The organism is Verrucomicrobiales bacterium (genome assembly GCA_016793885.1).
GTDB lineage: Bacteria > Verrucomicrobiota > Verrucomicrobiia > Limisphaerales > UBA11320 > UBA11320.
Genome location: JAEUHE010000200.1, coordinates 46,924 through 69,722, shown reverse-complemented (window position 1 = coordinate 69,722; position 22,799 = coordinate 46,924). Strand labels below are relative to the sequence as shown.

Below are 22,799 nucleotides of genomic sequence, written 5' to 3'. Positions count from 1 at the left end.
ACGCATACTTGTTGGAGGCGTTCTCGCCCTGATTGATCGCTGGCCTTCAGCTACGACGGCTCGGAAAAAGGGCTGCTGCAGTCTACAAGATCTGCCCCCTGGATCATTGGTTAGTTTTGACTGGCCCCATGAGGTGACCTATTGGCAGAACGGCTCGAGACCTAGGATCCGCGTAGTGGTTGGCGGTCATCTGAATGCTTGAGTGTCGAAGCTGCGCGCTGCCTGCGTAGATGCCGCTTTGTTTCACGATGGCATCCCCGAACAGCTTGCGAAGTTCGTGGACCTTCTTTCGCGCAGTGATTCCCTTCCCGGTAAGCCACGCTTGCAGTGTATCCCAGTGGAGCTGACATCGGTAGCGCGGGTAGAGTGCCCCGTTCCACCTCCGGGTGGCGTTCACCACGAACACACCGTCTGAGCGAACCTTGAAACTCAGTAGTTCCTCAATCATCGCCTCGTCAACGTAAACGGTGCCGCCGCTGTCGTGCTTGGGTTGATGGAACTCTGTAGCCTCAACGATGATGGCAGATTCACCCTTGCATACCTGTGTCCAGAGAAGGTTGTCGGCTTCAGCCCGGCGGAGGCCGGCGCAAAGACAGAGAAGAAGGAGGAGATACGCGTCCGGATCCGATGCACGAAGCTCCTCGCGGGCAGATTTCAGGAGCCCTTCATATGTCACCCCGTTAGGCGCGCGAAATTTCACGGAACCGTTCTTCTCAAACCCGAGGGTTTCAAACCAGAATACCTCCCTTATCCCAACCTGAGGGTCCTTGATCGGGAATCGCGGCACGATGATTCCGAAGTTCGGTTTGCAGATTACCTTGCGGCTGAAGAGGCTTTTACAATGACGGAGGACGGCGTTGAACGACCGTCGGGAGGAGGCCTTGCTCTGCGGATCCTCCCCGGCCTTCCCCAAATACGACAATTTCCAATCCTCGGCGCTCGACGGCGTCAGCAGCCGCAGGGGCACGTTGTCCACCTTGATACGCCAACGACTGATGCCACCTTTTGCATAGTCGTACTTTGATTTGTCCGACGGGATTCCCTGCGTATGGGCCACGACCATGCGAAAATACTGAGCGTAGCGCCGTAGCGTTTTCGGTTTGAGACCGGAGACACGCTCCACTTCAGTTAGAAATTCGCCCACCGTAGGACCGCTTTGTCCACGGGCGACTAGAGCGGCCTGCTTGGGAGTTAGCTCTGCGAAAGTGGCCTCCCAGCCCCGGGCCTGGATCGAAAGGAACAAATCTCGCGCTTTGATTGCCGCCTCCTCCTTGCTACTCGTGGCGAGGGAAACACGCCTGCGGACTCCATCAAACTTCATCCGCACGGAGTAATCAGGCACTTTTCTTTCCGCACCCTGGTAATCAAACTGTCGGCGCTCGACGCGAGATCGCCAATATGCGACGTTGGTTTTCGGAATCGAACGAGAAGTTTCCTCTTTGTTCCGGATACTTGGCTCATCCGACGGGGTTTTCTGGGCCACTTCTGGGCCACTTTTCCGATCGAGAACGGTGACAGGCGATTGCATTGAGTTTCATCATAGAGTGAAAATACCCCTGCAAACACTGGTTCAAACACGACTTATCGTGATCGACGACAATCGATCACAACTCCAAGGGGCCTCACTCATAATCGCTTGGTCCTCGGTTCAAATCCGAGTGGGCCCACCACTCTTTCGTCTACGACGAAAGAGTGCCACGCCGAAGCGCATCGCGCGAAGGCGGGCAAAGACTCAAACCATACAAGTGGCGCATCCAAGCACAAACCCAGTGTGACAAGCCTTTTCCCACCCACATCGTCCCTTAACCATGCTTCCCCCCACTACCGATTATTTCGTACGTACGTACGAAATAATCGGTAGTGGGGGGTCTCTCCGGCCCAGGTCGGCGGTAGGGAGCGCTTCATTCCTGATCCAAAAGTTAGTTCAATTCGCCTGGTGCACGCCGCACAGCTTAGGAATGTCGATGACGAAATAGTCTCCATCCACATGCCTCGGAGTTAGCAGCTGACGTGCCGGTCCGCGGTGGCCCGGAACGATTTCCTAACTCAAAGCCGCAGAACCAAAGATCGACCCGTTTGGAAAGCGGGGCCACCGCCTTACTTCGACAGGCGGACAGTCAAACGGTAAAAGGTTCTGGGCGAAGCGGACGGGGGGAGACGGACTTCGTGTCGATCTCCTTCGGATGAGAGAGTCAGCGGGGAGGTCGTTTGTACAAACGAAGCGGAGACATCCTCGCTTTCAACGAGACCGAACTGGAAGCGGCTCATCAGCGCGGCCGGCCAAGAAAAGACAAAGCTCCAGGGCTCACTCCCAGCGTTTGGAACGAGCTCAATGACCGGCGGTGTGAGTGAGAACGCACCACCAGCCGGGGTTCGCAGGCGATCATCCGGCGCAGTACCCTCGAGCATTTCCTGGAGGCTCGAATATCCGTCCCCGTCGTGATCCGCAAACGGGTCTGACCCTGTTCCCCCCAGGAAAAGTGCCTCCCATGCATCCACGAGCAGATTGCCATCCTGGTCTTCAGGTGAGGGCATCGGGACGCCACTCAACCCCAACGTGATGACTTCAACCGCCAAGATGCCCGGATCCGTCGGGAGGTCGGTGTGTCCGAGCACGGTGAGGCGGGTTCCTGGGAGGAGTTGAAGGTTGGGTGGAAACGCGCACGGAATGCCGCCGTATCGCCACAGCGTCACGGGCGTGCGGCCCGTGGAGTGACGCAATTCAATCGGGACCCCATCCCCCGCGCTGGTGACGATGACTGACAGGTTGGTCCGCGGCCGAGAAGGTACGGACGAAAGGAGCGTGGAAGCCTGGCTCTGCGCGACAGATACAAGAGTCGAGAGGCTCGGAAAACGCGCATAGGCTCCTGTCAATGATTGGCCTGCCAGAATCCCGCGGAGTTGATCGAAGGGAAGAGAGAACAAGCCTTCGTTCGTGTTGTGGTGAGCTGCGGAAACGCGCCACAACTCGCGCGTAAAGGCTAGGAGATCCGCCGCGGACGAACCCTTGAGGGTCTGGGTATCCAAGAACTCAAACACCGCATGCTGGCTGTAACCCGGAAGGCCGGTGCCACCGTACTGTTCGAGCCGGATGAGGTCTTCGAGGGTGATCTTGAGCCTCCCGGTGTCCCCGGCACGAAAACCGAACAGGGTGGCGTTGATCGCGCCGATGCGTCCGCGTGCCGCTAAAGCGCGAGCGACATGTCGTTCGAAGAGCGCAGCAACCAGCGCGCTGTCGGACGTTAGCTGAGAGGTCACCGTCGGGTTCTCCGCCGTGGCGACGGCATTGCTCGCCGCCGCGATCCAACGGGTGGCTTCGGCCGCTTGCGAACCGTTTCCGGAAACATAGCCGATCGACAGCCCGTTTGTGGGTGGCACAGGAACCAGGCCGATTAACTCCCTTCCCGTACGTGAATCGGGCACCGCAACGATGTCAAAGTGGTCGGAGGTCGTTTGCACCAGCAAGCGGGCGCCTGTATCTGGAATGAGATCCGACAGCAGTGCAGCCGGGTTGTTGACTCCGATTCCATGTGCGGGGGAGGTGACACTTTCTCCCAGGAAAGCGCCCCCGAGTGCAAAGGCTCGCACGGCTACCCCGGTTCGCGACCGGGTGTCAGCGCCGGTGTTTGGGTGAGGCGGACGAGGTGAGGTTAGCAGATGGAACGCGCTTCGAAGCCCTTCGCTGCTGGCTGGCTTGCTGGGCGCAAATCGGGGATTGGTGCCGCGAGCGAGTTCCTCCAGATCGCTGAATCCATCCCCATCCGAATCCGCGCCGCCTAACGGATCCAGTCCGCGCGCCTGCTCGACAAAATCCGGAACGCCGTCGTTGTCCGAATCGATTTCGCTCGCCGTCCTGTTGAAGGTGTAGTCCGCGCGTCCCATGGAGGTGAGTGCTCCGTCACTCCCACGACGGCCATAAAACTCCACGGTGGCATTCCTGAACAACAAGAAAGGCCTGATGTAGACGCTCCAGTCCTGGTCTGGCGATGTGCGATATCGAATCTCCCACGTCCCCGTCCCATTGGTCGTGAAACTCAAACGCTGGGCTTCACCGTAGCGTCCTCCTGAGGGCGAGATGCGCACTTCGCCGTCCACCTGTCCCATGGCGGGGCGTCCGCTGAAGATGGAGATGAACGGCGTATACTGGTTCACCAGCCCGGTCGTTACCCCGCTTAGTGCCGGTCCGAAATCCCGGGTGGTGAAGCCCCCCAGCCCGTTGGATTCACCCAGGAACTGCTGACTGGTCACCCGCACGGTGGGGGAGATGCGCAACGCCGTGCTCCACTCCGGATGCTGCTGCAGCTGCCGCGGACGCGCGGATGCGTTTACAAATGGCTCTGTATCGAAGAGCAACGCGTTCGCCGCACCCGAGAAACGGGTGATCCGTGGTAACCGGCCGCTCGCTCCAAGCACGTATCCGGCTCCATTAGCCAGAAGGATCTGAGCCGAGTCGGATTGGCCGGCAGCGTCGGCGCTGAGCAGAGCAAGATCTCCATCACTCAGCACGACCGCTCCAGAGAAGCGTCCTGAGAACGAACTCACGACACTCGGTGCAGTCACCCCGTCGAAATCGTATATCGTCGCGTTGGTGAGGTTCGTCGTGGAGGGACCGAAAAACGCCAGCAACCGTCCACCAGCCGCTAACGGAAGAGGCTGCAACAGCTGAAGCGGGCCCGACAGCAGGAACTGATTGGAACCACCGAGCTGGAAGTCCGCGCCTGCTTCTCGGACCTGATACCGAAGAAAGCCCGGATCACCGGGTCGGTAAAACAACACCTGGCCCAGCACATTCCTGGGATCGAATCGATGCGCAACAAACTCCGGCCGATTGGGCGCGTTTGATAGCGGTACGGGAAAGTTTAACCGGGTCACCACCGTCCCGGCGCTGAAGTCGAGCAGTTGAAAACTGTCCAAGCCCGTTCCACGCAGCCGGGACATGACTCCGAGTCGTTTTCCCTGCGCCGATTTGATCTCAAAAGTATTCGCCGAAGTGATCCGTTGCGGCAGGGCTTCGTCGATGAGAACCGTAGGGGTGGTCCCTTTGTTGCGCAAAAGCGTGGCGCGCGCGCCCGGGTTCTCTTGAGTGCTTACGTAATAGTCATCATGGGCCGTGTTGCCTGCACCTCCGGAATCGAGCGCGGCAACCAGGTTCGGTCCGATGCCAGGCGGGTAGATAGGCACCGGCACGACACCCGTGGACAGCAGCGCGTCGCGAGGATCGAGGCGATGGATTCGGTTCGCGTCCGGCCCGGTCACCACGATGGAGTCCCAAGTCGTCGAGGTGACACGCCCGACGCTGACGCTGCTGACCTTCGCGATGCCGCTGGCGAACGGGGCCTCCCACACCAATGCGTCGTTACCGTCCCGGAAGGCCACTCGTGCTGCCCCGGTCTGTCTGTCGATCACCACAACATCCAGCTTGCCGTCGCCGTCATAGTCACCGTCGGCGACAAACTCGGTTGGGGTTTCCAACACATAGGCACGACTGGTGCCGGCCGTGAGGATGGTGAGCACGGACACACCGAGGGCGAGCCAACTCAGAGGTGATCCATGGAAACTACGCATTTTCTTCATGGCACCTCCACTTCGTTGGCGACCCCAATGACCTCCGCCATCTCGCCGAGTTTATTGAAGCGGACAAGGGAGTAGCGATACCGCGCACCGCGAATGATGGGCTGCGTGTCTCGCAGATAAAGGCCGCCGCCGCCGAGCGCGCGGGCTCCACGTTCCACGAGAACATAGGGATCGTAGAGCACGCTGCGTCCGCCGTTGAGTCCCCACGCGATGGACTCCATCAGTGGGGTCACCTGCACAGAGTCGCCGCTCACTGAAGGAAAGTCGTCGTTGGGGACCTGTCGACGAAAGAGCATCACGGGAAACAGGGACTCCCCATCTGAATTTGTGGGAACCAGGGCGTTCGGATCCCCGGCCGAGTCCAGTGTTGGTGGGCACTCGATGAGGGATACGGCGTTCCCCAAGGGGCTGATGCGAACAACGATATTGCTGGGACCGTTGGTTTCCCCGCACGGCAGCATCCAGCTGGCGTCGAACGAGAACCTGAAGCTGTTGCCAAGGGGTGGCAGCGGTCTCGCCGGCCAAGGGACAAGTGGCTGGACTGTCTGGGGCGCGCGCCAGATGAACCATTCCTGATTGCTCTCCTCGCTCCGGGCTCCGCTTCGCATCACTGACTTCACCTTCACGATGTAATGCCGACCCGCCTCAACATCGACCGGAATCACGAAACGGTCGCCACTGCCAAACGCGCCACCGGGTTGCGGGGTCAAGAAGCGACGGAACTTCAGCGCGAGAGAATCCAAACCGGAACTGGCGGCGACTTCCGGATTCACAGAGTGGAATTCAGGCAGGGCAGGTGGCGGGATCAGGTCTAGAAACCCCGGAGCGCAATCCTTCCGGATCTCCTGGCCGATGGCTCCGATGCTGACCTCAAAGCGATCGACGTTTACCGAGGGACAGAACCACGAGAGTAACATCTGTGGGGCTTCCTCCGGCTCGAGCGGTGTGATGGGCGACAGTTGTGGGCGAGGCGGAGGCGAGCTTTCGAACGAATACCGGCACCCCAGGCGGGTCATCGGGCTTCCGTTTCCGTGTTCATCCAACGTGGTGGCAAAGTAGCAGACTCTGCCACCCCCGTGCGGGAATGTGTCGTCCAGGCATTGCAACGAACTGAGGTTCGTCAGTTCACGCGAACAGATCAGCTCCAAGGGCCCATCATCAATGCGGCGGTAGACACGCAGTTCCCGACTCCCCGGCGTCGGCTGCACATCGATCTCCACGGGCACCAAGGTTCCATCCGGTCCCACGGGGAAGTGTTCGTTGCAAGGTCGGTTCTTCGCCAGCGCCTCAACCCGTGCAGCGAAGGTGAAGACCACGCGCCGATCCCCCCTGATCAGGTCCAGGGCGAGGACTTGAAAGGCACTACCCGAACCCGAAGTGCCATCCCCAAAGCCGGCGACGGCGGTGATGAAAAGATTCTGGCCAGCTAGCGACTCAGGGACATCGAAAGGATACGCTAGAAACGAGCCCGCCGTGCCGGGGCCGAAAAACAGGCGATCAGAGGTGTATCTCGCTGACACCGTACTGGAGCCGACAGGCCGCACCTCCGCGCTCAGTTCCATCCATTCCACACGCTGGTGGCCACGTACGCCGCCAATGGTGAACTGGAACGAAGCATCCCCCACCGAGGCGTTGGGATTGCCGTTGGTGGTGCGGATCAGGAAGTCGGCCGTCGGCACGAGGCACGCCGTGGTCACGGTTCCCGACGGAGCTGCCGGCCCCGTTCGATCCCGAATGATGCCGAAAGCCGGTGCGCTGTGCGGTGAGAGATTTCCACGGCAGGCTCCACTGTCCTCCGCCCGCACGGTGTACCAAAAGGTCTCACCCCGATCCTTGGGCGACGGCGCACCCGGGCTCGAGTCACGGTAGCTGTTTGTCGCGACTCCCGGTATGTGCGGCACCACCGCGATCAGGTTGTTCGTGGGATTGCCCTGGTTGAGCCGCAACTCGGTGACGTTGGTCCAGCGATACACCCAGTACGCGCGAATGCGTTCCTCATCTGAAGGAAGGTTCGATGCCTGGGGCCAAACCACGCGCAGTTGGTGACGGTTGGAAGTGACCTGCCAGGTGAAGTCGTTCAGCACATCCACGTTGCTCAACGCATTCGGTGGCAGCTGGTCGCAGATCTGCACCTGAGTGCCGCGCGACACAGCGCCGTCGCGCCCCAATACATCCCGAGCTGTGACGAAATAGTAGAAGCGGGCTCCGTTGGTGAAATCGAGCGTAGTGACACTGTTTGGCCGGCCTCGGTCATTGTCGTCGACCACAAAGATCGTGTTTGTGTCGCCGTTGGGGGGCAGAACATTGGCGGCCTCAGCTGGAGTGAACGTTCGGGAGGTCAATAACGGCAGCCGGTTCACCCGTCGTACCGCAGTCGTTTGACCGACACTGGTATTGAGGGCGTTGGGTGCGGGTGGATTCAAGTGCCAGCCGCGGGACTCCGCAAAGTCCTCCCGCACTCGCCAGACGTTGTATCCGTGTTGAAGGAGGCTGAGCCGGCGCAGTGAATCGGGAACACCCCACCGCAGTTGGGCGTTCAGATGTCCCCGGGCATCGGTGTTCGGCATTGCCACCGGTGACCCTGGGGCAGGCAGCACAACCGGGGCGCCTGCCGTGACGGTCACGCGCCCGATCACCGCGCCTTCGGTGGCGGTGCCCTGGTCGAACTCGCGGATCTCGAATGTCGTCACCCCAGGCTCGATCAAGGTCGCGTGTCCGAATCCCAGTGCCATCGCTACACTCGGATGGGTGCGGGCCAGGAGCAGGAGTCGGCCGTAGTGTTTTTGATCAATCAACCCGCCGCGCACCACAGCGGAGAGTTTCTCGGTCAGGGGAAGTCCAGAAGAAACAAACTTGCCGAACAGCGCGTCGATATCCGCACCCAAGACATTGGTGTCATCTCCGATCGCAGCAGCCCGGGCCAACAACGGGGTCAATGTCACCGACTCTGTCTGCAGCGAAACGATGGCGATCCGAGTAAAAGCAGTTGCCGCGCTGGCATCGCCGGTTTTGGCGTAAACGGCATGACTGCGCCCATGAAGCAGCGCCGGCGAGTTGGCCGTCCAGAGAAGGTACGCCCAGTCGCGTCCGCTGCCGGCCTCCCTCACGCTGGTCCCGATGGTGGAGACGAACGGACCCAACGCCTCCTGCGCTCGCAGGTTTGACCCCTGCGAGAGTATGCCGGCCAGCAGGGCTAAACGGCAAACGGCGGTCCGAACGCACCTGGTTAGCCGGCCGCTCAAATGTGTAATTCGGTTCATTTGCAGATTACGGCTCATCGGCGTCCCACCCACCGCCCTCGGTGTATTTCACGCTCGTGCTGCCATCGATGCAGACCTCAAATGGCCAAACCCCGATGCATCCTTCCACGTGCGCCATACCCACAAACCGCATCGGCGAGGACTGACCTAGGGAGGAGAGGTCGAGCGACGGCAGCTCGAGTCCTTGCCGGGCACCAATCATGGTGATATCCCCGCTGGCGGTGAGCGCGCAAAGGACCGTGCCACTAATGCCGGCCTTGATGATTCCGCCGAACCTTGGTCCATCTACAAAATACCAGGATCCTGCGCCCGCGATCATCCGCACCTCCAGAATACAACCGAGGCTGAAGACCGGGAACATTCCTTCGGCGTAGACAAACCCGCCGGTGAAAGGCGCTTCACCAAAGATCTCCTCGGGGTTTACGGCGGTCAGCAGATAGGGACTGACCGAGATTACCGCAATGGTCAGTGGCGTAATGTCACACGCTTTGCCGAAGAACACTCCACCGGCAATCTCAGAAGATCGTCCGAGCCTTACCCTTGCATTGGCCGCGATGTAGTTCTCCTCCTCACCGAACGCGAGCGCAAAGCCGACCTGCTCGATGACGAACCCAGCGAAGTCGAGCGGTCCCCGGGTTTGCAGGGATCCTGCGATGCCGCGCGGACTGCTATCCACCAGCGTGATTTTAGTTCCCACATCCGCACGCAGGCCATCGCTGATCCAATCGAGTTCAACATCCGTCGCACCGAACTTCACCTCCGTGGCTTCCCCTCCATCGTAGAGACATTCCTCCGGTGTGTTCTCGGAGTTCAGCTCCTTGATCTCGAGATAGGCGTTGAAGACCATGTCCTCGGGCACCTTCAGCTTGAACCGCCCGTCCAGCCGGAGCTGACGCAGCGATTCATCCTGGATCTCCGCGTGCCCCTGAAGACGTGAGACCTCGAAGAAGGCGGACAACGTGTCCAGGCCGGGAGCGAAGTTGTTATCCACCTGCACCAGCGAACGACTGATCAGGTTGCGTGCGACGGTGTTGTATTGCGCAAAAACGCTGTTGGCCGCGGAACGGTAGGCGCTATTGGCATCGAAGAGACGATGCTTAATCGATTGGCGCAGTTCCGCCACCGCGGGTTCTGCTGCGAGATGGTTGGCGATCTCGGCCCGAATGCGCGCGCGCAGCTGCGCCGATCCGTTTCCCGCGAACGGATCATCCAGCCGGTAGTTGTAGCTTCCCAGCTCGTCCTGGACTGCGTCCGATGCGTTGGCCGCCGCAGCCTCGAGCCGCAGGGCCGAAGCGCTCCACATGACTTCGAGTTCATCCGCCCATTCCGAGTTCCCCGCCGCGAGCCCCGGCACATACGAAGCCGCCGTGCTGTGCGCGTTGAGCATCAACGATCGGAGCTGCTGGAAACTTGAGGCGTTCTCCGCCAGAGCCGCCTCCACCTCCGGTCCCGCCACGCTCTCTGCGAATTGGGGCGCGGACAATGCCACGAGTTGCCGGATAGCGGCTGCACCTGTGGCCCCTCCGCCGAACGAGTCGGCAGTGCTTTTCATTCCCTCCTCCACCCGTTTCAGCTCCCCTCCCAAGGCAGTGAACAACTGCCCGCCAAGTTGTGGATTACCGAGATAGCGAAGCCTACGTTCAATCGTGTCACTGATGCCGTGATCCCCTAGGAAGTGGTCGTTTACCTTGGTCAACGCCACGTTGCGAAATGCTGCGCGTTCGATCGGAGGAAGATTCTTATGCTCGTCCCACTCCGCGTTCAGGCTGGTCATGAGGTTGTCCACGACCGCATCCACTCCGGCTGCGATCAGCCGGTCAACGAGACGCGTCGGATTGTCGGAAAGTAGGGTGTCCGCAGCTGCTAGCCCGTTCGTGATACCATTGAACGCGGTATCCCCCACAGCCTGACGTAGTGCGCTGGCCGCCCCACTGCCCCCGCCGTTCTCATCCACCAGCAGGTGAGTGAGACTCACGACGGGAAGCCCCTCATAGCGCTGGCCGATGTCGAGGATCGCCTGTTTCGGATCGAGATGGGTCAGTTGATGTTCGGCGGTGAGCAAGAGCAGCGAGGAAGTCACCGGGCGCCAGGTCTGGAACTGGCGAAGGACCGGGTCCCAGCTCAGGGGATAGTCGAAGTCCACCACCTCCAGCCAGTTGCGCTTCGCCCGGGCCCGATACGCTTCACTGTCCCCGCCGTGATACGTACTCATGCTGATACCTGCCGGGAAGCCGCGGTTCGAGGCATCGAAACCCTCGTCGTTGAAGTAGTGTTTCCCCGCCTCTTCCCAGCCAAAGGAACCTCCCTGCCCAGCGGCCGGCCACCCGCCTGCCAGAAATATCTCACCCGTGCCGGCACCGTTGGTGCGCGCACCGGAGTGTAGGTGCACTTTCATGTCCTCGAAAAAAGGCACATTGAGTTTGCCCGCGATGCTGAGGTACCCGTTCGTTGCGAGCGCGAGCTCGTTGGTGGTGAAGTAAGCAGGCGCCACCGGTGTGAGTATCCAGTCACCAGAGCCTTGCGGGCCGGCGAAGCGAAACTGGGAAGGCAGCTCGAAGCGGGAATCCACCCCGGGAAGATTGAATGCAGGCGGGATGAGCGAACCGTTTGGAAAGAACCCCAGAATTCCGGCGAGGGGCTGGCTGACGTGGCTGGCGTGGGCTTGCACCCCGAGAACAAGGTAGGACTCCGTGGGGTCACACTCGGATCCCGGCTTGCCGTCGAACCGCATGGACTGGGGCTGGATGTCGGCGTTCCAGTACTCGAGATGGCGATAGGCGCCGGCGGACGTCAACTCTGCAGATTTCAGGCCGCCCGCGCATGTCAATCGGAGTTCCTCGAAGGGCAATGTAATGTTCGCAGGAAATGGCACTCTGACCGATCCCTCCGTGCGCGAGTCCACGTTCAGCGAGTTCAAGAACGAGAGCCCGTAGTTGTCGAAAGTGAAAGGATATCCCGCCAGGGTAAGGGTTGAGCTGAACGAGCCGGGTACAGCTTCATGAATGCCTGCCACACCAGAAGGTCGCACGTAGTACTTCGACCGGTGGGAGCGGCTGAAGTCGACAGGGGTCCCGGTGATGGTATCGCGTCCCACTCCGCTGCCGGCTGCGGGCGACCGGATGTTGATCCCGGCGTAGTCCGCCCGACCCACTTCGTTATAGCCCGAGGTCAGCGGTCGTTCGATGACCGCCAGATTCGTTGCCGCCACCCCGGTCAGATGCAGCACACCGGGACTGTTCCCGCCATCACTCGTGTCATCCACGCCGCGGAGAAAGTGTCCCGGCATGTGGAAGGAACGATCCGACACGGCGTTCGCGCGGTGTGCGAATGCTCCCGTTTCCGGGGAGAAGCCCCAGCTGAGGTTTTGGATGGGCTCGACTCCCGGCTGCCGCAGACCGATCAATCCGCCATCACGCGTGAAGTTCAGCACACGATTGGATAACGTCAACGAGAGGGAGTTTGTCGTTGCAGCGTCATCGCAGCCTGCGCAGCTGCCTAGATAAGACTGTGTGATGCCTAACACTCCTTCCAGGCGGCTGTCGACACCTGGTGTCACGCTGTTGTTGTCCACTTCCTGACGTCCGCCGTTCGTCCAGACGATGGCAGGGCCGGCTGGGAAATGCGGATGAAACGAGCCGCTCTTGAACGTGGCGATGTAGCTGAGTTGCGCCACTCCCTGAGCGGAGGCCGTGAGTGTGATGTTTCCGTCGAAGCCGTCGATCGCCTGATAATAGCCATCGTTCGCTCGTTTGATCGCAAGCGATGCGGAAGCGAGGGAATTGCTGGCCGTCCGAAGGAATCCCTCATCCAGGGCACGCGTCCCCAGGACGGGCAGGCCTGCGCTGGGCGTGAGGGTGAATCGATGTGTGGTCCGGCTCCACGACAAACGCTCCCCCACGATCAGCATGGGTTTGGATTCGCTACTTGCGACGAAAGAGCCCGCATGGACGAGGTTCGTGCGAGGTTCGAGCGCGTCATTCAATCCCACATCCTGAAAGACGAACTGCGATTCCAAGGTCCGGGTCGCACCGTAGTTGGTAGAGAGACCGAATCCTGCGGGTAGAAAGAAGCGCAGGTCTGCGGTGGCACCGCTCGGACTTACCGTGACGGTGTGGCGTCGAATCCTGAAGTTGCCGTTGGTGAAGTAGTCCCCTCCCGATTGGGCGGGCACTATAAGACTGCCACCAGCCAGGCTGGCATCGCCATCAGCACGAAGGAGGAAGAGGCGAGGCCCCGACAGATCAAAGTCGCGTTCTGGCGCCCCGTTCAGCACCGCCCGCCCGTCAAGGTTGACGTTCAGGTAGTCTGCCGCGGACGGGGTGGGAAGGGCGACCGGTTCGCCGATCAGATTCGTGAGGGTCGCGGTCACATCCCCGAACCGCAGCGTGCCACTAAGATGGCGCAGCCGGGTGGCGGAGGTCGTCCATGCGGGAAACTCCGTCGCCGCCTGTCCCGCCACATTCGTCAGGGACAACGTGACTTCCAACCGGTAGCGGTTGCTCACCGAGTCCAGCTGCTGTCTCGGTCGGAACGAAATGGTCCTTCCGAATGTCTGGTCGTGAGGCTCCCGGGGAGAAGAACTCTGAAAGTTCAACATGCTAACCGTGAAATTGGTGGAGGATGGAGTTGTCGCGACCGCAGCGCCATTGGTGTCCAGCAGTCGCCATGAGAGACGGACTGGAACGTTCCCCGCGACCTGGGACGCATTGAAGTCGTCATACCTCACCAACTGGAACCTGTTCGTGACTTGGAATGTTTGCTCCCCACCGATCGAATCGATCGCGTAGGTCTTCTTCCACGCAGTGCTCTCCACGGCGCCCAGTACGTTCAGGGCGGCATCGCCGCTGACGAGATTTGTGAAGTGCCAGAACTGACGCGGAGGGGTGTTGCTGGAGTTGTTGCGTGAGATGCCCCCGACACCCACTTGGAGGCGAACCCGGTAGTCTGTGAGCGGCTGCAGGGCCTCGGCCGGTCTGAGGGAAAAGACGTTGGTCCGGCTCAGCCGACCACCGCTTAGCGCTCCGGGTACGGAGACCGAGTTGGTGAAGCGATAAACAGTTCCTGGAACGCCAGCTTCGTTGAAAAGGCTGACCGGCGTTGACCCATCCAGCAGCTGCAACTGGTACTCGGTAACCCGGGGCGATGGGAGGACGGCGTCGTTGCTCCATTGAACCACTGATCGAACCTGCACCGCGTCCCGGTCCGTTCCTGCAGCATTCGTAAGGGCATCAGAGGCAATGAGGTATGGACTCGTCTGGGGGATGGACAGGGAAGTGATTCCCTCCGAGACCGCGGCAAACAATGGCGTTACGGCCCCCAACCCCATGAGGACAATAACACATAACTTCATCCTGACAGGATTTTGCTTTTTCAAAGCGTAACAACCATAGCGGTCCGGAGAGGGTGGGGCAATGAGAATCCTCCCCAGCCCGGCCAGACAGAGCACGGCACTTTGCTCGGATTGGGGATTATTCGTTACAGACTGTCACAACCCCTTTTTAATCCGTGTCATCCGTGAAATCCGTGGTTGGTCCATTCCCGCTTTTTGGCTAAACCTAACTCTCGAAGTATTGTCACGAGCGTCATTCGGCGCGACGACGTGACCTCAGCCCTGTCCGCCAGCGAGCTCGATCCGAACTCGGAACAGGATGAGTCCATCCGATCGGACGGGATGCACAGAGCGAGCCGCCAGCCCGTCGCCGGTCCGCTCGGATTCGGGGCGCCATTCGCTGCCTGGCAGTAGACTACGGGTCTCGATGAGATATCTCCTCCCGATCGCGGTCGCGAATTCAAAGGACAGCATCCCGCCCTCGAGTCCAAGGGCTACCAGCCTGAACCTCGACGCCGGGTCACGCGGATCGGTGTCGGCCACATACTCGGCCCAAGCCGTGGCGTTGTCCCCGTCAAGATCGGAGTCGGCGTCAGAAGCATCATTGGGGTTGAGTCCGGTGGCTCTTTCCCAATCGTCTGGCATGAGGTCCCCGTCCGTGTCCGCACTCAGCGGTGCAGCCGGTAAGGCCTCGAAGGCACCAACGGATGGGACATCGGCATAGCAGGCCATCAGGAGATCGCTCTTCAGAAAACCAAGCTTCAGACCCTTGGCTGCGGCGGGGCTATTCGTCGGCACCGAATAGTCCTGGGCTGTAGCATCTCGAAAACGAGGGTCCGCCCCATAAATCCCATTCCGTTCACCGACGGGAAGTGCGGGTCGTGATTGAGAGGGCTGGTTGAACGCATACCAGAGATTGTTCTCGAAGGTGAATGTGGCGGGTGCCGTGTTGCCCCCGACGTTCACATGCGTGCTGATGACGGAGCGATCATAGAAGATGAGGTTGTTGACCACACGGTTGCTGGCGGAAGGCAGGAAGGTGTATCCGCCTGATGAGACCGTCTCCTGCAGGATCCGGACAACCCATCGGCTCGGCGAGACAACTGTGTTATTGGCCGCGACGCAGTCCACCGCTCCCACGAAGGCGAGTGGGGCATCCGATCCGATGAACAGATTGGCCAGGACACGAATATTCCGGGCCTCAACATTGGCGCCCGGCTGCACAAGCGGCGGGCGAAAGAACTGAAATCCGGTCGAGCCCCCAATGTTCACTGCCCTGCCCCCTCCATTCAGAATTCGGTTGCCTCGGATCTCGATATCCTCGCTCCCACCCTTGCATTGAATCGCATTGCTCCCCATATCGACGAAGGAACAACCGACAATCAGACCGCGGTGGCAACCCACATGATCGATGCCGCTGCCTCCCGCGCTCATTCTCTGAAACGCGCACCCAACGACAAAATAGTCATTGATGCCGGACAGCTTCAGACCGTCATGGTTGCCGCCGGTTCCGATATCTTGAATCTGCAGGTTCCTGAACAGGAGATGGCGGCTGGCATCCGGGTTGCCATAATCGCCCCCATCATCACAGTTTATCCCATTCGCCGTCGCACCAATGACGGAAAGGTTCTCGAGCACCAAGTAGCTCACCCGGGACATTTGCAGCCCGGTCGTTCCCCCGCGGAGGACAGGAAGCGCTTCCCCCGGGACACCACCGATCCAGATGGGTGCAGCCGGTGTGCCACGGACATTGCTAAGCGACAAGCCGCCGTTGTAATTGCCGGGCAGCAATCGGATCGCATCGCCCGGCCGCCATCCCTGCAATGCGCGCGTGAGGGTCTGAAACGGCTTCGTTCGACTGCCGTCGCCAGTGGTGTTACTCCCAGAAGGCGCTACGAAGAGCTCACGAAGCGGCAGTCGGTCGTCAGCGAAGGTGCGGATCGGGTCACAGGGGACAGCGCCTTCAACGGTTGCCGCCCCCAGGAAGGCAGCCAGCAGCCAAGCCATCTGCCGCCAGCTAGTCTGCCGCCGGGCAGTCCCACCCTCGGCAATCCAGAGGCGCTTACTTCGTTCAGAGCTTGGTTGCAATTCCTTTTGAGAGCTCCTGACTTTGGGGTTCGGGGTCATTCTAAACCATGGGCTGCACAGCATCGGGTGTCAAAATAGATCTTGGTGCACTCGCTCGCTGGGGTGTGATTAGAAGCGGGTGAGATTTAGTTTGAACTCAGCGGGCACTGCCGTGCGATGGTGCGGACTTTCAACCCTCAGCGTGTGTGGGGTGACGAAACCTGGGGTTGTCAGCCCAGGTAACGACCCCCTCCCATCAAGTGCTGAAAGCCCAGCATAAGGCCGTCGAGTCCGTCAGGACTTCACCACCTTTTTGTCTCTTGACACAATGCACCAATGGGCGACCCCAACGGCTTTACACCAGGGTGGCAAAGGGATTTCGCGAAAGAGTGCGCCGGCGAGGACGCAACCGTTTTACGGGCTTGTTGTCCACACCGACGCGGCACGGGAGCAAACAACACTCCAATGCAAGAGGGGCACACCAGTCAATCTTGATGGGCATCGTTTGTGTGATAACCTCATGCTATCCCACGGGTGGAAGTGGCGGCTATTGGCAGGACTGCCATTCGAGCCTCAGTGAAACGACTAGCCGAGGATTGCCAGCGATGGAGGAGAGCGGCTACAACTCCGTGGTAATTGGCGCGGCGACCGCATTCCGGCGATGCGACCGCGCCAATCCTGATGAACAATATCGAGATCATCATCTGTCTGGTCCTGCTCTTCATGGCGGTGCCGGACGCGTGCAAGAAGCTGGGTCGCCCGGCGCTGGCGTTAGTTCACGCTTCGGTTCATGATGGGAAACGTCTGGAAGAGTACGTGGCGCCCATCAGCCATCGCTTTCTCATCCCGGTGTTCTTCGTGGCCTTGGGGTTGGAAATCAACTGGCGCTTGTTCCTGGACGAACCTGTGCTTCTGGCGGTCGCCACCGCGTTTGTGCTGCTCGCCGCGCGCGAGGTGTTGCATCGCCGCTGGCTCAAGACCGACGGCGACGGGCGTGCGTTCCTCCTACTCTGTCCAAACCTGACGATTGTGGCGCTCGCCGCCAAAGCCATGCTCGACCATGGCACCGATGCGCGCCTCACGGCGTGGCTGGTAATCACTGGATTGTTCATGACGATCTCGGCAATCCTGGTGCTGCCAATGGGGACGGAGGCAAGAACTGCCAGCGACGATCCGCATCAGGAAGGCCCCGTCATCAACTCTGTGGCATCGGGCGCCGCCTCCACTGCTTCGGTGAGAGAACTCAAGGGTAATGGCTAAATCTACGCCCCAAGCCACTTCAACCCCAGCGCCGCCAGCCCGAGGAAAAAGAAGAACCCGGCCACATCCGTCACGGTCGTGAGGAAGATGCTGGAGGCGAGGGCGGGATCGAGCTTCACGGATTTCAATCCCAACGGAATCATCACGCCGGCGACCACGGCGGCGAGTTGGTTTAGCACCATCGCCACACCCGCCACGAGGCCGAGCGTCGTGCTTCCTTTCCAAAGCCATCCGATGAGGCCGACGACCAGACCGATGGCCACCCCGTTGACCAGGCCGAGGATGATTTCTTTGGTCAGCGCCTTGCGACCGTCGCCGGGTGCGAGTTCGCCCAGCGCCAGGTCACGGATGATGATGGTGAGGGTTTGCATCCCTGCGTTGCCGCCTTGTCCAGCGACAATCGGCAGAAAAACAACCAGTGCGGTCCATTGGGCAATGGTGCTCTCGAACAGGCCGACGGTGAAGGCCGCGAGAAACGCTGTGCCAAGATTGATGTAGAGCCACGGGAGGCGCCGCTTCACGGACACTTGCCACGGCGTAAGCGCGCGTTCCTCGCCGGAGAGACCGACCATCAACTGCATGTCTTCGGTCGCTTCCTTGCGCGCGATCTCCAGCGCGTCACTCGCCTTCACGACACCAACGAGTTTGCCTTCCTCGTCGAGCACGGGCAGGCCGAGGTAATGGTAATGCTCGAAGGTGCGCGCCAGTTCCTCTTGGTCGTCCGTCACGCGGACGAACTTCACTTCGCGGTTCATGATTTCGATCATACGCCGCTCGGCTCGACGGAAAACTAGGTCACGTAAGCTCACGATGCCTACAAGGCGCTGCGTGGTATCGGACACGTACAGGTAGGCGATGTCCTCCGTGCGCTCCTCCTGCGCGCGGGCGCGGAGCAGTTCACGCACTTGTTCCACCGTCATGTAATCTCGCAGCATGATGAAGCGGTTCGACATGATGCCGCCGGCGGTGTCCTCGGGATACTTGAGCAACGTTCGGATGGCGGCGGCCGCATCCGCGGAAAAGGCGGCGAGGGTCTCGCGGCGCTGCGCCGGCGCCAGGTGTTGGAGCACATCTGCCGCGTCCGACGCTGCGACATGTTGGAGCAGGTTGGCAAGTGATGGCGGTGCCATCGCGCCGAGCAGATCAGGCAACCGTTCCTCCTCCAGATCGGCCAGGGCGGCGGCGGCTGTCTCCGGCGGCAGTTGCTGGAGCAAGGCACGGGCCTCGCGGGGATCGAGGCGTTGCAACCGGTCCGCCAGATCCGCGGCGTGCAGGCTTACGTATTCGTCGAGGAAGACAGGTGTAGTCTCAGGCATGGCGGTGCGAAGTTTAGGATGTATGTATCCGCGAGGAAGGCGGCGTTCTGCCGCCGTAAAAAGTTATTCACCGTCCGCCAGCCGTTCTGAGGAAAAGTCCAGCTGGTCGCCCAACGGGCCGTCCTCGCGCGACGGCGGCGCGGCCACTGCTGGCTGGAAGCTGGTGACGAATTGGAACAGATCCGGCCGGCGATCCAGCCGGGGGGTGACGGTACCGCTGCTGCGCGAATCGTGCAGGCTGTCGAGATCTAGGTCACAGATCAGGACCGTCTCCTCGTTCGAGTCGGCAAATCTTCAATGACGGCGACAACCGTGTGAAAGTTAGCGAGCTGGCTGCTCAGGTCGGGCCACGCTAGTAGGGTGCCAGGCCGCGCCGGCTGAGGCTTGGCCGCTTGCTTCACCCCATTCGAGCGCCGCGCACTCGGCAGCTTTGCCAGCATGTCCAGTATTCGTGGCACGCAAGAAGCGTAGAATGGAGCAAAAATAAATGCAGCAACGAAATGCTGGCTTCTAATCGTTTCACTGAGGCCGGCGTGGGAGTGCAGCGAATTGCCAGGGGCTGGACAGGGGAGGGTATTTTCTCAGACCATGGCACCCGCACTGTCTCAATTGAAGGGTTGGCTTCCCAGACGCTTGATTCTGGAACAAACCGATGAACATTCACTGCGGACACACCTGCGCGAGCGTGGACTCAAAACAGTACTGGAAGACGGCTTGGCCAAAGTCTTCGAGGGCGTGACCTCGCTGAGCGAGATCCAACAAATGGGCGCGCATGCCGGGTTTCAGCCCGCGAACCGAGAATCAACCAAGCGCAGACGGGAGAAACGCCAAAGACCGCGTAACGAAGGAAGGCAACACTGAGTTTATGGTTACCAAAGACAACCTGCGAGTCTATCTCGCCATCAAGAAGGCCGACGAGCGCTCGCACATCGAGGACACAATGGTGCTCGACGGCATCGAGGTGCGAACATTCGGCAGCGCCGGCGACCTCTGGCTGGCGTTTCAGGAGAAACCCGCGCGGCTCATCATCAGCGACCGACGGTTCATTGATGGCTTCAGCGGCCTGGACCTCGCTCAACAGATTCGCAAACACCACATGCTGCCCTATGTCTATGTCGTGGTGTTGAGCAGCCTGAGCCATCTCAAAGAAATCAAGGATGGGCTGGTTGCAGGCGTCGATGACTACCTGGTCAAGCCCTACAACCGCTTTCAACTCCGGACGCGCGTGCTCGTCGGCATGCGCTGGCTCAACTACATCGACTCGCTCTACGAAAGCAAACCTTCAAAGCAGTGAACAGGACAGCAGACAATCAAAGTAACGGCGGAACTGCACGAATCCGCGCCCACTTGGAGTCGCTTTACGGCGCACACGCGGCCAGTGGCGTCACGGCGCAGGTCTTGCAGTTGCTTGATGAATTCCGGCCTCGTCTGCCGCAGCTTGTCGCACGGATTGGACAGTCGTTCGACCTGATGTTCGACGCGGTCTTCAACCACATGTCCGCGCAGGGCGAGTGGTTCTTAAAATTCCCCGCGGACACTTCGGTTTACCGAAACTTCTTTGTGACGGACGAAGGCAGCCCGGATTTCTCGCAAGCCGTCCGCACTCGCGCACTGCCATTGCTTGCCGCGTTTCAGAGTGCCACCGGACTGCGCAAGGTTTGGACGACGTTCAACGCGGACCAGGTTAACTTGAATTTCAAGAACCCGGAGGGGCTGTTGGCCACACTCCGCGCGCTGCTGTGCTACGTGGAGGAAGGCGCACGGTTCATCCGGCTCGATGCGATTGCCTATCTATGTAAGAGCATCGGCACCTCGTGCATTCATTTGCCGCAAACACACTACGTCGTCCAACTATGGCGCGCGGTGCTTGATGAAATCGCCCCGCACGTCCTGCTGATCACGGAAACGAACGTGCCGCACACCGACAACATTTCCTACTTCGGCAACGGCACGAACGAGGCGCAGTTGGTTTACAACTTCGCGCTGCCGCCACTGGTGCTCCATGCGCTCCTGCGCGCGCGACGCCAACACCCCGCATTTCATCCGAGTGGAGCCCAGCAAGTGCTGTCTGGCGACCCGAGTATGTTCGCCGTGTTTCGGATTTCACTCGACCGTAGCGAGCGCGTGTTATGCTTGCACAATCTTGCGAACGAAACGCTCGAAATCTCGCTGCCTTCGGAAGAATTGGGGGGAGAGCGATTGTGGGTGAACCTGATTAGCGAACGTGTTCATCGAGCCACTTACCGAGGCGATTTGTCGTTTACACTGCGTCCTTATGATGTCCTCTGGCTCAACGCAGGCTGCATCGGCACCACAGACCGTGACCAGTTTTTTCTTTGCGCATGAAACTCACCATAGAACATCTAATGGCCCGCAGCGGCGTGAAGTTCGGCACCAGCGGCGCCCGTGGGCTTGTCGCTCAGATGACGGACCTGGTCTGCTATGCCTATACGCGCGGCTTCATCCAATACCTCGAAAGCTGTGGCGAACTAAAGAAACAGCGCGAAACCGTGGCCGTGGCCGGCGACTTGCGTCCGAGCACCAGCCGGATCATGGAGGCGGTGCTTCGCGCCGCGGAAGACGCCGGCTATACTCCCGTCAATTGCGGCGAGATCCCGTCGCCAGCAGTAGCGTATTACGGCCTGCGCCGAGGCGTTCCCGCCGTGATGGTCACCGGAAGTCACATTCCCGCCGACCGCAACGGCATTAAGTTCAACAAATGCTCCGGCGAAGTTCTCAAAGACGATGAAGCCGGAATCACCGGCCAGGCCGTCGAAGTGGACGACGCTCTATTCGACGCATCCGGCGCGTTCCGGGAACCCGCAGTCCGTCCGCGCCCGATGCAAGCCGAAGCCGAGAACGCGTACCTCGCACGTTACTTGGATTTTTTCCCCGCCGATGCCCTGAATGGATTGCGCCTGGGCATTTACGAGCACTCGGCCGTCGGACGCGATCTGCTGGCGAAGATTTTTGGCCGACTCGGCGCAAAGCTCTGGGCACTGCATCGCTCGGACGAATTCGTCCCCGTTGACACCGAGGCCATTCGCGACAAGGACGCCCGCCTGGCCCGCGATTGGGCGAAGGAATTTCAGTTCGATGCCATCGTCTCGACGGATGGCGACAGCGACCGGCCACTGCTTGCCGACGAGCATGGCGAATGGCTGCGAGGTGACATCCTCGGAATTCTCGCGGCGAAGTTCGTCGGGGCCGATTCGGTGTCCACTCCCGTCAGTTCCAACACCGCCGTCGAAAGGTGCGGCTTCTTCAAACAAGTCCTGCGCACGCGCATCGGTTCGCCCTACGTGATCGCCTCCATGTTGGAGGAGACGGCCAGGGGGGCGAAATGCGTCGTGGGCTACGAGGCCAACGGTGGCTTCCTGCTCGGGAGTGCTGTCACGTGGCCGGATTCCGGAGCTCCGCTTCTGCCGTTGCCGACGCGCGACGCCGTCCTGCCCATTCTCGCGTGCCTCGTCGAGGCGCGACGCCAGGGGAAAACTCTCTCCACGCTGGTGGGATCGCTTCCACGCCGCTTCACCGCCAGCGGGCTGCTTCGCGGTTTTCCGGTCGAGCAGAGCCGGGCGGTCATCGGTTTGTTTGAGGCCGGGCATGAACGCGCCGCCGCCAGACACTTCGGCGCGAAGTTCGGCGAAGTGGCATCGCTGGACCTCACCGACGGCACGCGCATCACCTTCGCGAGCGGCGACATCGTGCATCTGCGTCCGTCCGGCAACGCGCCCGAGTTCCGGTGTTACACCGAGGCTGCGTCGCCGGAACAAGCGAAGGAGCACAACGAAACGGCGCTGCACATCGTCCGCTCCTCCCTCCTGACCGAAGCCCGGTCGAGCGCCAGTCACAAACCGAAACCCTGATTCCTATGTCCGACTTTTTTCAAACCGGCGCCATCGCCACGCTGCACCACCTCGGCAAGCCCGATGTCTTCCGGCTCGAACGGGAGCTAGAGGAGTTCAAACAAGGAGACGCCCATTGCGCTCA

Annotated in this window: 10 protein-coding genes; 4 read left to right on the top strand and 6 right to left on the bottom strand. The window is 60.5% G+C overall.

Features of this window, described 5'->3' with window-relative positions; all coding sequences use genetic code 11:
• Positions 1-103: 103 nt before the first annotated feature.
• From JNN07_23155 to JNN07_23135, 5 genes are all read right to left on the bottom strand, one after another.
• Positions 104-1,321 carry a site-specific integrase gene (locus JNN07_23155; GenBank protein ID MBL9170649.1) on the bottom strand — a complete coding sequence of 406 codons (1,218 nt, stop codon included), beginning with the start codon at positions 1,319-1,321 and terminating at the stop codon, positions 104-106.
• Between the two features lie 776 nt (positions 1,322-2,097).
• Entirely contained in the window at positions 2,098-5,574 is a 3,477-nt protein-coding gene (locus JNN07_23150) for a VCBS repeat-containing protein (GenBank protein ID MBL9170648.1), read from the bottom strand.
• Positions 5,571-8,834: a hypothetical protein gene (locus JNN07_23145; protein ID MBL9170647.1), complete on the bottom strand. Its 3,264-nt coding sequence runs from the start codon at positions 8,832-8,834 to the stop codon at positions 5,571-5,573. Before JNN07_23145 ends, JNN07_23150 begins: the two co-directional genes overlap by 4 nt.
• 7 nt (positions 8,835-8,841) lie before the next feature.
• A complete protein-coding gene (locus tag JNN07_23140; GenBank protein ID MBL9170646.1) occupies positions 8,842-14,184 on the bottom strand; it encodes a hypothetical protein in 5,343 nt (1,780 codons plus the stop codon).
• A gap of 255 nt (positions 14,185-14,439) precedes the next feature.
• A complete protein-coding gene (locus JNN07_23135) occupies positions 14,440-16,170 on the bottom strand; it encodes a right-handed parallel beta-helix repeat-containing protein (GenBank protein MBL9170645.1) in 1,731 nt (576 codons plus the stop codon).
• Positions 16,171-16,911: 741 nt separating this feature from the next.
• Here JNN07_23135 and JNN07_23130 point away from each other — a divergent pair.
• Complete coding sequence (locus tag JNN07_23130) at positions 16,912-17,490, top strand: hypothetical protein (GenBank protein ID MBL9170644.1); 579 nt, start codon at positions 16,912-16,914, stop codon at positions 17,488-17,490.
• A gap of 2 nt (positions 17,491-17,492) precedes the next feature.
• On the opposite strand, the gene mgtE is transcribed toward JNN07_23130, so the two are convergent.
• Positions 17,493-18,806, bottom strand: a complete 1,314-nt coding sequence (mgtE, locus tag JNN07_23125; GenBank protein ID MBL9170643.1) for a magnesium transporter — start codon at positions 18,804-18,806, stop codon at positions 17,493-17,495.
• Positions 18,807-19,671: 865 nt separating this feature from the next.
• Here mgtE and JNN07_23120 point away from each other — a divergent pair.
• From JNN07_23120 to JNN07_23110, 3 genes are read left to right on the top strand one after another with little or no spacing between them, the layout of a single operon-like run.
• Positions 19,672-20,100 carry a response regulator gene (locus JNN07_23120; protein MBL9170642.1) on the top strand — a complete coding sequence of 143 codons (429 nt, stop codon included), beginning with the start codon at positions 19,672-19,674 and terminating at the stop codon, positions 20,098-20,100.
• Positions 20,097-21,152, top strand: a complete 1,056-nt coding sequence (locus JNN07_23115; GenBank protein MBL9170641.1) for a hypothetical protein — start codon at positions 20,097-20,099, stop codon at positions 21,150-21,152. The genes JNN07_23120 and JNN07_23115 overlap by 4 nt, the downstream gene beginning before the upstream one ends.
• Positions 21,149-22,675, top strand: a complete 1,527-nt coding sequence (locus tag JNN07_23110; GenBank protein ID MBL9170640.1) for a phosphomannomutase — start codon at positions 21,149-21,151, stop codon at positions 22,673-22,675. The genes JNN07_23115 and JNN07_23110 overlap by 4 nt, the downstream gene beginning before the upstream one ends.
• Positions 22,676-22,799: the final 124 nt, after the last annotated feature.

Excerpts from the sequence above, each read along its gene's own strand:
- JNN07_23155 (MBL9170649.1), bottom strand. The coding sequence starts at position 1,321 with ATGAAGTTTGATGGAGTCCGCAGGCGTGTTTCCCTCGCCACGAGTAGC.
- JNN07_23150 (MBL9170648.1), bottom strand. The coding sequence starts at position 5,574 with ATGAAGAAAATGCGTAGTTTCCATGGATCACCTCTGAGTTGGCTCGCC.
- JNN07_23145 (MBL9170647.1), bottom strand. The coding sequence starts at position 8,834 with ATGAACCGAATTACACATTTGAGCGGCCGGCTAACCAGGTGCGTTCGG.
- JNN07_23140 (MBL9170646.1), bottom strand. The coding sequence starts at position 14,184 with ATGAAGTTATGTGTTATTGTCCTCATGGGGTTGGGGGCCGTAACGCCA.
- JNN07_23135 (MBL9170645.1), bottom strand. The coding sequence starts at position 16,170 with ATGGCTTGGCTGCTGGCTGCCTTCCTGGGGGCGGCAACCGTTGAAGGC.
- JNN07_23130 (MBL9170644.1), top strand. The coding sequence starts at position 16,912 with ATGAACAATATCGAGATCATCATCTGTCTGGTCCTGCTCTTCATGGCG.
- mgtE (MBL9170643.1), bottom strand. The coding sequence starts at position 18,806 with ATGCCTGAGACTACACCTGTCTTCCTCGACGAATACGTAAGCCTGCAC.
- JNN07_23120 (MBL9170642.1), top strand. The coding sequence starts at position 19,672 with ATGGTTACCAAAGACAACCTGCGAGTCTATCTCGCCATCAAGAAGGCC.
- JNN07_23110 (MBL9170640.1), top strand. The coding sequence starts at position 21,149 with ATGAAACTCACCATAGAACATCTAATGGCCCGCAGCGGCGTGAAGTTC.